Source organism: Niallia sp. HCP3S3_B10, assembly GCF_052064465.1.
In the GTDB taxonomy this organism is placed as follows: Bacteria; Bacillota; Bacilli; order Bacillales; family Cytobacillaceae; genus Niallia; species Niallia hominis.
In genome coordinates this window covers 1-9,599 of sequence record NZ_JBQHVO010000100.1, presented here as the reverse complement: position 1 = coordinate 9,599, position 9,599 = coordinate 1, and the positions used below count along the sequence as shown (strand labels likewise).

Annotated in this window: 9 protein-coding genes; 6 read left to right on the top strand and 3 right to left on the bottom strand. The window is 35.8% G+C overall.

The genetic code is table 11. The features are described from left to right. Positions 1-88: 88 nt before the first annotated feature. A complete protein-coding gene (locus ACTNDN_RS23985; protein WP_441132491.1) occupies positions 89-928 on the bottom strand; it encodes an RsfA family transcriptional regulator in 840 nt (279 codons plus the stop codon). Between the two features lie 184 nt (positions 929-1,112). Continuing rightward, positions 1,113-2,447, bottom strand: coding sequence for an MFS transporter (locus ACTNDN_RS23980; RefSeq protein WP_251630128.1), 1,335 nt, complete (start codon positions 2,445-2,447; stop codon positions 1,113-1,115). A 285-nt stretch (positions 2,448-2,732) separates the two neighbouring features. Between ACTNDN_RS23980 and ACTNDN_RS23975 the strand changes: the two genes are divergently transcribed. The 3 genes from ACTNDN_RS23975 (at position 2,733) to ACTNDN_RS23965 (ending at position 5,038) form a co-directional block, all read left to right on the top strand. After that, a complete protein-coding gene (locus ACTNDN_RS23975; RefSeq protein WP_031540080.1) occupies positions 2,733-2,957 on the top strand; it encodes a DUF1450 domain-containing protein in 225 nt (74 codons plus the stop codon). A gap of 231 nt (positions 2,958-3,188) precedes the next feature. Then, complete coding sequence (locus ACTNDN_RS23970) at positions 3,189-4,490, top strand: HD domain-containing protein (protein WP_048718222.1); 1,302 nt, start codon at positions 3,189-3,191, stop codon at positions 4,488-4,490. A 41-nt stretch (positions 4,491-4,531) separates the two neighbouring features. Next, positions 4,532-5,038 carry a YwgA family protein gene (locus tag ACTNDN_RS23965; protein WP_031540078.1) on the top strand — a complete coding sequence of 169 codons (507 nt, stop codon included), beginning with the start codon at positions 4,532-4,534 and terminating at the stop codon, positions 5,036-5,038. A gap of 65 nt (positions 5,039-5,103) precedes the next feature. Here the strand turns inward: ACTNDN_RS23965 and ACTNDN_RS23960 are convergent, their stop codons facing one another. Continuing rightward, a complete protein-coding gene (locus tag ACTNDN_RS23960) occupies positions 5,104-5,289 on the bottom strand; it encodes a 2-hydroxymuconate tautomerase (RefSeq protein WP_031540077.1) in 186 nt (61 codons plus the stop codon). A 224-nt stretch (positions 5,290-5,513) separates the two neighbouring features. Between ACTNDN_RS23960 and ACTNDN_RS23955 the strand changes: the two genes are divergently transcribed. The 3 genes from ACTNDN_RS23955 (at position 5,514) to ACTNDN_RS23945 (ending at position 9,131) form a co-directional block, all read left to right on the top strand. Beyond that, positions 5,514-6,152 (top strand): site-2 protease family protein, encoded by a 639-nt coding sequence (locus ACTNDN_RS23955; RefSeq protein ID WP_031540076.1) that lies wholly within the window; start codon positions 5,514-5,516, stop codon positions 6,150-6,152. A 113-nt stretch (positions 6,153-6,265) separates the two neighbouring features. After that, positions 6,266-6,775 carry a YwhD family protein gene (locus tag ACTNDN_RS23950; RefSeq protein ID WP_031540075.1) on the top strand — a complete coding sequence of 170 codons (510 nt, stop codon included), beginning with the start codon at positions 6,266-6,268 and terminating at the stop codon, positions 6,773-6,775. 427 nt (positions 6,776-7,202) lie between these two features. Continuing rightward, entirely contained in the window at positions 7,203-9,131 is a 1,929-nt protein-coding gene (locus tag ACTNDN_RS23945) for an endonuclease MutS2 (RefSeq protein WP_441132487.1), read from the top strand. The last annotated feature ends 468 nt before the right edge of the window (positions 9,132-9,599 follow it).

The following is a 9,599-nucleotide window of genomic DNA, read 5'->3' as shown; positions in this document are numbered from 1 at the left end:
CGACTCACTAGCGTTCGTCGTGTTTCCTTTATCTCAGTCGAAGCCCTCCAGTTTGTACGCTGATAAGCAAGGCGCCTCCGCTTTTTAATTACTCTGCGACTTTTTCGAGGTTTCCGTTTCTGTCCATTTTAAATTTGGTTGGGCGCTCGTCTTCTTCTAGTACTACTAGTTTTCGGGCTCTGTTCATGATTTTCATGAGTGTTTCGTAATCTTCTTGCATTGTTTCTGAGTTATTTTCGATTTGATGTAGTTTTTCTTCTAATTCTTTGTTCCGGCTTCTAATTGTGTCCATTTCTCTTTTTAAACGCTCATTCTCGCTTTTTAAGATTTCTAGCTGTATAGGGGCATTGCGGAAATTTTGTAAATAGGAAAGAACAGTGTCAAAATTTAGTGTACCAGCTTGGCTATGGTTTCCTGCTGGATAGGCAGGCGCTTTTTTTGTTTCGTATACTGGAATTTGCTGTACTTCTTCCTCTGTTTCCTCTTCTGATTGATAGTTTACAAGCTCTTCTTCTTGTTGACTAGTAACATTTGTATCTAATGTTTCTGTTGTAAATAATGTATCCATAGCATCCATATCCACGTCCATCGAGCCCACTTCTAAGCTTGGGGAAGCAGTAAGAGCTTCGAGATCATCCACTGTTGGTACTGGTGGTGAATATAATAGTTTCTTCTTTCCACCTTGATCTTTTCCTAAAATTCGTTGTCGTTGCTTACGTTGCTTTTTGGCAAGCTGAAGTGCCTTTTCATATTGATGGCGAACGACTGCGTTCCAGCGGAATCCACATGCTGCTGACGTTCTATTTAATTTATCCCCAACTTCTTCAAAGGCGTTTAGCTGTGTGCTTCCTTCTCTAACATGTCTTAAAACCGTTTCTGCTAATAAAAGATCATTTTCTTCAGACCATGCGTCTTGTCTAACTTTCATTTCTAACCCAACTCCCAACTTAATCACGATAAATAAATATTTCTAGTTTCATCATTTCCAGAAAAGTATTTGTTTATACAAAAGAAATACAAGGATAGTAGATTTTTTTATAGTTTAGGAAAAATACAAATAAAGAGGATAAAAAAACAGTCGGCCATCAAGCCAACTGTTTTGAATAAAATATTTACGCTCGCTTCTCAACTAAGGCTCCTTCATTTTGAATGAAGAAGGCAGAAATAAAGGCAAATATACTTACAATAAATCCAAAGAGGAAGAGATGGTGAATACCCTCCATAAAGGTGGAGCCACTATTTAATAAGGAGCCCATAATAGTAACACCAATCGCGGTTCCCATGTTTCTGCAGAACATAAAGAAAGAGGTGGATATTCCTTTTTCATGGTTTCCAACTAATGCTTGAGAGCCGATAACACCAACAGTGCTTAGCAAGCCAAATGCTAGTCCCTGAATAATCATTAAGATAAAAACATACCAGAACCCATTTGACTCATTTAATAATACTAATAAAATTCCTGAAAGCAAAAGCAACGTATTTCCGATTATTAATAGAATGCGATAGCCATATTTTAATATCCATTTACCAGCTGGAACCGACATAGCCATCCATCCAATCGACATACCAAGGAGAGAAACACCGCTCCATAAAACAGAGAGCCCTGCCTGATTTTGCAGGAATAAAGGAATATAGCTTGATGTTGCAAACAAAGCTAATGTTCCTACAAATCCGTTAAGAAAAATCCAGGTGATGGTTTTACTCCTAAAAATGGATAGTGGAACAATTGGTGAAGCTTGTCTTTTTTCGAAAAAATAAAATGTGATTAATAGAAGAATACCAACTATAGCAAAAATAAAAAGATAACTTTCTAGCACGGTAACTAGTAATACACAAGTTATTCCGCTTCCAAATAGTGCTGCGCCAATATAATCTACCTGTGCCTTTTTAGGCTGATAGACTTCTTTATATGGAATCAACGTAAGTAGGGCAATAATACAAACTGGTAAATTAATATAAAAAATCCATCTCCAACTTAAAAATTCTACAAAAAGAGAACCGAGTGTAGGGGCCAATACAGCAGATAATGCCCACATGCCAGTAAACAACGCCTGGATTTTTCCTCTTTTTTCAATAGAAAAAAGATCTCCAGCAATGATTGCAGGAAATGGCATCATGAATCCAGCACCCATTCCTTGCAACGCTCTAAAAATGACTAGCTGAGGCATAGTTGCTGCGATTCCGCATAAGAGAGAACCAATTAAAAAGACAATAATGCCAAAAGCAAACAGCTTCTTTCTCCCAAAAAGATCAGAAAGTCTTCCGGCAATTGGCGAAAGAATGGTACTTGCTATCATATAAGCAGCAAAAGACCAGGCATATAATTCCGTACCGCCAAGCTCCTCTGCAATAATAGGCATGGTTGTGTTCATTATGGTCGTATCAATAGAGGCAATCAGCATAGCAAGAACAATGCTACACATTACTAATATTCTACTTTTATTCATTTCAAAACCTCCCTATATTTCAAGAGAAAATTATAACGTATATTTCCTAAATAATATAGAGAGGGGAAGTGGTTTTAATTTTCGAATAAAAAAATAAGATCTAATAGTCAAGAGATACAAAGCGTAACCGTGCAGTTTTGTTAATAATTCGTCACTTTTTTACAATCTTTTGCATCTTGCATTGCAAGTTCAGAAGGGGTAAAATACCATATAGTAATGAGTGAGAATGTTGTCGATTTGATTGTCGATCACTTTTTTTGAGCATTTATAGAAAGGGTTGTCCAAATGGCAAACGAATTTCGTGTTTGCGACGATTGTCAGGCAGTGAATTTAAAAACGTTAGTACCACGTTTAAAGCAAATAGATCCAGAGGCAAAAATAGATATAGGCTGTCAATCCTATTGCGGACCTGGTCGCAAAAAAACATTTGCTTTTGTCAATAATCGTCCACTAGCTGCATTAACAGAAGAAGAGTTAATGGATAAAATCAATGCGAAGTTAAAAAAATAATAGAAACCTGTCTATTATTTTAACTTTCGATAGCAACAAACTTTACGAACATAGCCTTGTAAAACCAGAGGAGTTTCCACTAGATAGTTATTTTATGGAGAAAAAGATTATTTTTCCCTTTTTAAAATGCTTAAACGGAACCCTCTTTTTCTATCTTTAGAATATGGAGTGTACTCTAAATTACTAGAATAAATAAAAAATAGTCAATAGAACGAAAGAGAGTGAAGAAAGATGCCATATTCGACGGATAAGCTAAACGAAGAAAAAGTATTTAAAGATCCAGTCCATCGCTATATACATGTGCGCGATCGAGTAATATGGGATTTAATAGGAACAAAAGAGTTTCAGCGCCTGCGAAGAATTAAACAGTTGGGCACGACTTATCTTACCTTTCATGGTGCGGAACATAGTAGATTTAACCACTCTCTAGGAGTATATGAAATTGTTAGAAGAATAATCGATGATGTCTTTGAAGGCAGAGAAGAGTGGAATAATAACCAAAGATTGCTTTCTTTATGTGCTGCCCTCTTGCATGATTTAGGACACGGACCTTTTTCTCATTCATTTGAAAAAGTGTTTGATCTTGATCATGAAGAATTTACGCGTAGGATTATTCTTGGCAAGACAGAAGTAAATAAAGTTTTAACAAAAGTGGAAAAGGATTTTCCAAAAAAGGTTGCCGAAGTAATTGCAAAGACCTCGAAAGAAAAACTAGTAGTCAGTTTAATCTCCAGTCAAATTGACGCAGATCGCATGGATTATTTACTAAGGGATGCCTATTTTACAGGGGTTAGCTACGGGAATTTCGATATGGAGCGAATTTTGCGTGTGATGCGTCCCCGTGAAGATCAGGCTGTTATTAAGAAAAGTGGAATGCACGCAGTAGAAGATTATATTATGAGCCGCTATCAAATGTACTGGCAGGTATATTTTCACCCAGTAACAAGAAGTGCGGAAGTAATTCTTACAAAAATTCTACATAGAGCAAAATACTTACACGAGCAGTTCTACCCCTTTAAATATCACCCAATTCATTTTTACTCACTCTTTGAAGAAGAGACATCTTTAGAAGACTATTTGAAATTGGATGAAGCTATTATTCTCTATTATTTCCAAATGTGGCAAGAGGAAGATGATGTCATTTTAAAGGATCTTTGCCGTAGATTTATGAATAGAAATCTTTTTAAATATGTAGAGTTTGATCCAGCGAACGAATATAAGAAGCTTCAGGAACTATCTGGTTTATTTCAAAAAGCAGGATTAGATCCAGAGTATTATTTGGTTGTGGATTCCTCTTCCGATCTTCCCTATGACTTTTACAGGCCAGGTGAGGAAGAAGAGCGGTTACCGATCCATCTCTTGATGAAAAATGGAGAAATCAGAGAGCTTTCTAGAGAATCAGAAATAGTCGATAGTATTTCTGGGAAAAGAAGAACAGATCATAAGCTATATTTTCCAAAAGATATTCTGAAGGATGACAGTTCCAAAGGGAAAGTCAAAAAACAAATCCGTCAATTGTTAGATATTCAATAGATGCGTGTTTTAGGATTAAATGGAGTAGGAGATGACCCAATTTGTTAAAAGATCATGCCAAAGTAATGAAAGCAATTGCTGCATCGGGCGAAATTATTGGAAGAAAAAAGCTACAAAAAATGATATATATTGCGAAAAAGCTTGATTTTCCTTTTCATGAAAAATATCAATTTCACTTTTTCGGTCCTTATTCAGAAGAACTAACCTTGCGAGTAGAAGAATTATGTAATATGGGATTTTTAAATGAAGTAAAAGAAAAAAAAGGCGGATATTTCCAATATCGCTATACACTCACAGATAATGGTAAAGAATTTCTTACCCTTAATGAAGTAGAGATGCCAAACTTATCTCCTTGTCTAGAAGATATGAATGGCCAAAACTCAAGATTTCTTGAGCTTGTTTCCACCGTTCTATTTTTCGATACTTTATCGAAGGAAGAGGTAAAGGAAAAAGTTTTTACACTAAAAGCAAAGCAAAAATATACAGAAGAAGAAATTGAGATAGCTTACGCATATATTGACAGTTTAAAAGAAAAAACGATTCATTAAATAAAAAGGCCGTCGAAAGCAAATTATTTCATTGCTTTCGACGGCCTTTTTTAAGGTGATTGTTATTATTGATCACTTAGGCGCTTGCCAGCTACTGCATAATGGTTTGTTGGCATTTCCTCAATAAAGACAACAACTTTTTCTTTTGATGCACCTGTCGTCTCCACTACTGCTTCTGTTACTTTCTCTACTAGATTTCTTTTTTGATCCTCTGTTCTACCTTCTAGCATCTTTACAGTTACATAGGGCATGGTTAAAATCCTCCTTGGTTTTTGATTGTAGTTTTTCATATTTTTTGGAAAAGTGCAAGTCTCTACTCGAAATGGTAGGTAAAATATAGGCTAATTCACTTGATTTTTTCATAGGAGAAAGAATATTTTCCTTTCCAATTTATAATCATGTATAATTTTAAAAGGAAACATAGAGAGAAAAGAGACGTTTTCCATTGAACTCAGTATAGAGGGGAGCTAATCATTTGTTATTTTCGCAAAATTTGGCGGATTTGCCTTATATTGTTATATCTATTGTAATAGGTTTTACCATCCATGAATTTGCACATGCATTTGTAGCCTATAAATTTGGCGATCCAACAGCTCAAAAGCAAGGAAGGCTGACATTAAATCCCATCGTTCATATTGACCTAATTGGTGCAATTTTTATTTTGCTCGCAGGATTTGGATGGGCGAAACCAGTACCGGTTAATCGTCATTACTTTAAACGACCTAAGCTAGCTGGAGTATTGGTATCATTAGCAGGGCCTTTTAGTAACTTAATACTAGCTTTTCTGGGCTTTATCATTATTGCAATCTTAATAAAGTTAAATGTACCTATAGGAAGCAACTTTGATTTATATCCGTTTTTTCAAATTTTTATTTATATGAATTTATTACTCTTTGCATTTAATTTAATCCCTCTACCACCACTTGATGGTTACCGAATTATTGAAGATTTGGTTTCCTCTCGAGTGAGAGCGCAAATGTCAAAATATGAGGTATATGGTTCTATTTTATTTATTGTATTAATTGTTACAGGATTATCGAGCTATACGATATTCCCATGGATTGAGTTTGTACGAATCTTTTTTCTCAATCTGTTTAATCAATTATTATTTTAATCGCTCTTTTTCACAGAATGAAAAAGAGACGTTTTTTATACACCAGAATTTATTGACCTCAAAAGGAGAACGAAAACATAGCAGCTAATAAATTTGCAGGAGGAGTATGAAAAGTGGAAGGAAAAAAGAAAAAGACAATAGGTTTTAATATTATTAAAAATGACCCGACCGATGGGCATAAAGGCTTTGGAATTGGCAGTCTTAGTTTAGAAAATGTCTCTCCTGTTATTATTGATGTGGAAGAAGGAGAAGCAATCGTCGATATCGGTGCAATGCACGCAAGAAGTGCAGTAGAGCGTGGTATCAAATTTTTGAAAACGAAAGAAGAAGTTCCAAATGGTAAGCCTTATTGGCTAGTGTGGGTAACGATTGACCGCAAGCAAGAAGGACCATATTATGCTGGGGTGACAGCGTGTGAAATGACAGTAGACCGTTCCATTCGCAGAGGGTATAAGTCACTTCCAGAACATGTGAACAAGATGGATAAAAGTATGAAAAGACATATTATGGTCGATCATATGGATGATAAGTCCAAAAAGGTGCTTGCTGATTTCTTAAAAAAACATGATCAGCAACTATGGGATAATTCTTTAGACCAATTGAAAAAGGATTTAGCAGATTAATTTTTTGAAAATGTTGACAATGGAAAAGAAAAATGGATAAACTAAAAGGGAGTAAAAATAAAAAGCCCTTTTAAGGAGATTGTTTTATGAGTGTGAGTGTTCTTAACTAACCGTTAATTTTATACGGCCTTGAATTTTGTTAAAAAATCGGACTTATACCGGTTTATTTAGCATGCAAATTTCAAGGAAGGTTAAGAATAAGCCTCATAGCAAGCAATAAAGTAAAAAAGCTATGGCATATTTGTCATAGCTTTTTTACTTTATTGCGAAGGATTTCCTCATGCCGCATAAAAGCGGATAGGTCTACCCCTGAAAAAAGCTAGTGTGAGCGTTTGTTCATGCTGGCTTTTTTTTATTTGGCTGTGGTCGATCGCCAACAAACTTTACGAAAAAAGTCATTTAATTAAAGAAAACAGGAGGTTATAAAATGAATCAGCAGACATTTGAAGTACTAGGATTTCATAGGATTTTAGAGGAAATAGAAACTTTTGCGAAAACTAATTTAGCAAAAGAAACAATCCAGAAAATTCGCCCAATGCAGGATATAAGAAGAATGGAACAATCGTTAAAAGAAATAGAAGAGGCCATGAAAATATTAGAAATATCAAGCAGTGTGCCCATTCATACACTAGACGAAATGTCCCTTTATCTTAATCAGGCGAAGAAAGGAATCTATATTCGAGCAGATCAATTCCCGTTTATCATTTCCTTTTTAGAGCATTGTACAAAGCTAAAGCAGTTTATGCGTGATAAAGAATATGTCGCGCCGAATGTCTCTCTTTACGTTCAATCCATCCCTGATGTTCGAGAGCTTACAGAAGAAATAGCGAGATGCATTAGACACGGGAATGTCGATGACTATGCCTCCAGTGACTTAGCATATTTAAGAAGACAGCTGTCTATCTTAACAGACAGAGTAAAAGAAAAAGCAAATCAACTTGTGAAATCCAAAAAATATGCAGGCTATCTGCAAGATAAAATAGTATCAGAACGTAGTGGTCATCTGACTCTATCTGTAAAAAGAGAATATCGTACGAAAATCCAAGGTAGTGTATTGGATACCTCAGCATCAGGAGCAACACTTTTTATCGAACCACTCGAATTAGCAGATATGCAAGCAGAAATCGAAACATTGAAACTTTCAGAAGAGTATGAGGTTGAGCGGATTTTATATGAATTAACGGAAAGACTTTTAGGCGAGGAAAAGGCAATTCAATTAGCTATCGAAACAATGCATTATTATGATGTTTTATTTGCGAAAGCAAAATATAGCAGATCCATTGAAGCAAAGTCACCTGTTTTAACAGAAGACTATACGATTCATTTAAAAGAAGCCCGCCATCCAATGCTTGGTGAGAAGGCTGTTCCTTTAACCATCTCATTTGGAGAAGAGCATCGGGCATTAGTAATAACCGGTCCGAATACAGGGGGAAAAACGGTAACATTGAAAACGATTGGTTTATTGACAATGATGGCTCAGTCAGGTTTACTTATTCCTGCAAAAGAAGGCAGTAAAATAGCGGTCTTTCAGCATATATTTGTGGATATTGGCGACGGACAAAGCATTGAACAAAATTTAAGTACGTTTAGTTCCAGACTAGTGAATATTATTGATATTTTAAGAACGACCAATGATCGCTCTCTTGTATTACTTGATGAGCTGGGATCAGGTACAGATCCTGGAGAAGGGATGGCACTGGCGATTGTTATTTTGGAACAGCTTTATCAAAAAGGGGCAACATTATTTGCCACAACTCATTATAGTGAAATGAAAGAATTTGCAGATCAAACAGAAGGCTTTTTAAATGGAACGATGGAATTTGATATCAATACGCTGCGACCGACGTATAAGCTATTATTGGGGCAAAGCGGAAGAAGCCAAGCATTTGAAATTGCAAGCAAACTAGGTTTACACCCTAAACTTATTGAAAAGGCTCATGAAATAACCTATAAAACACATCGGAATTTTCAACAGGAACAACGGTTAGACGATGCGGATTATAAACAGCAAATCGTTGTTAATAAATACGCTCGAAATACATTGGGGAAGAAAACGGTTGATATCCCTCTTTCTCAGGAGCCGATTTTTGAACAAGGAGATAATGTAATTCTTACAGAGACCAAGGAGATGGGAATTGTTTACAAAGGGCCAGATGCACAAGGAAGATATGTAGTACAGGTTTGCCAGGAAAAAAGAACAGTTAACCAAAAACGATTAAAGCTATATATAAAAGGAACAGAGCTCTATCCGGAAGATTATGATTTTGATATTCTTTTTAAATCAAAAGAATATCGAAAAATAAGCAAACAGCAAAAAAGAAAATATGTGGAAGACGTATGGCTGGAGGAGGAATAAGAGGGAGATTGAGTTAAATTGTCTGAAAGGCAGTTTTGGCAAAAAGAAGACTGTAGAGATGATAGAGAAGGTAAGTCTATGCCTGCCGAAGCGAGAAAAGGGAAAACGGGGTAACAGAGAAGTCACATCTAAGCCCATCAAAGCAAGAAAAATCCCGCTAAGGTAATACTGAGAAGTCTCACTATATTATTAATATGAACAAAAAGAAGCTGGGACAAAACTAAATAACTAATCTTTAAAGACGAACAATCTTTAATTTATCGCTTAAATAAAGCTACTTTCTCATGATGGTTATCTATGTTTTTAAATCTAGATAAGTGTAAAAACTAAGTCGTTCCATTGCGCTACGGACGCTCGATGCGCCGGGGAGGAAGCTAAGCCTCCTCGCTGCGAGGGCACTGAAAAACCGATGATTTTTAAATCCTAAAAATCATCGGTAAATCTGTTTTCTAGTTTTTTATGTCTTAT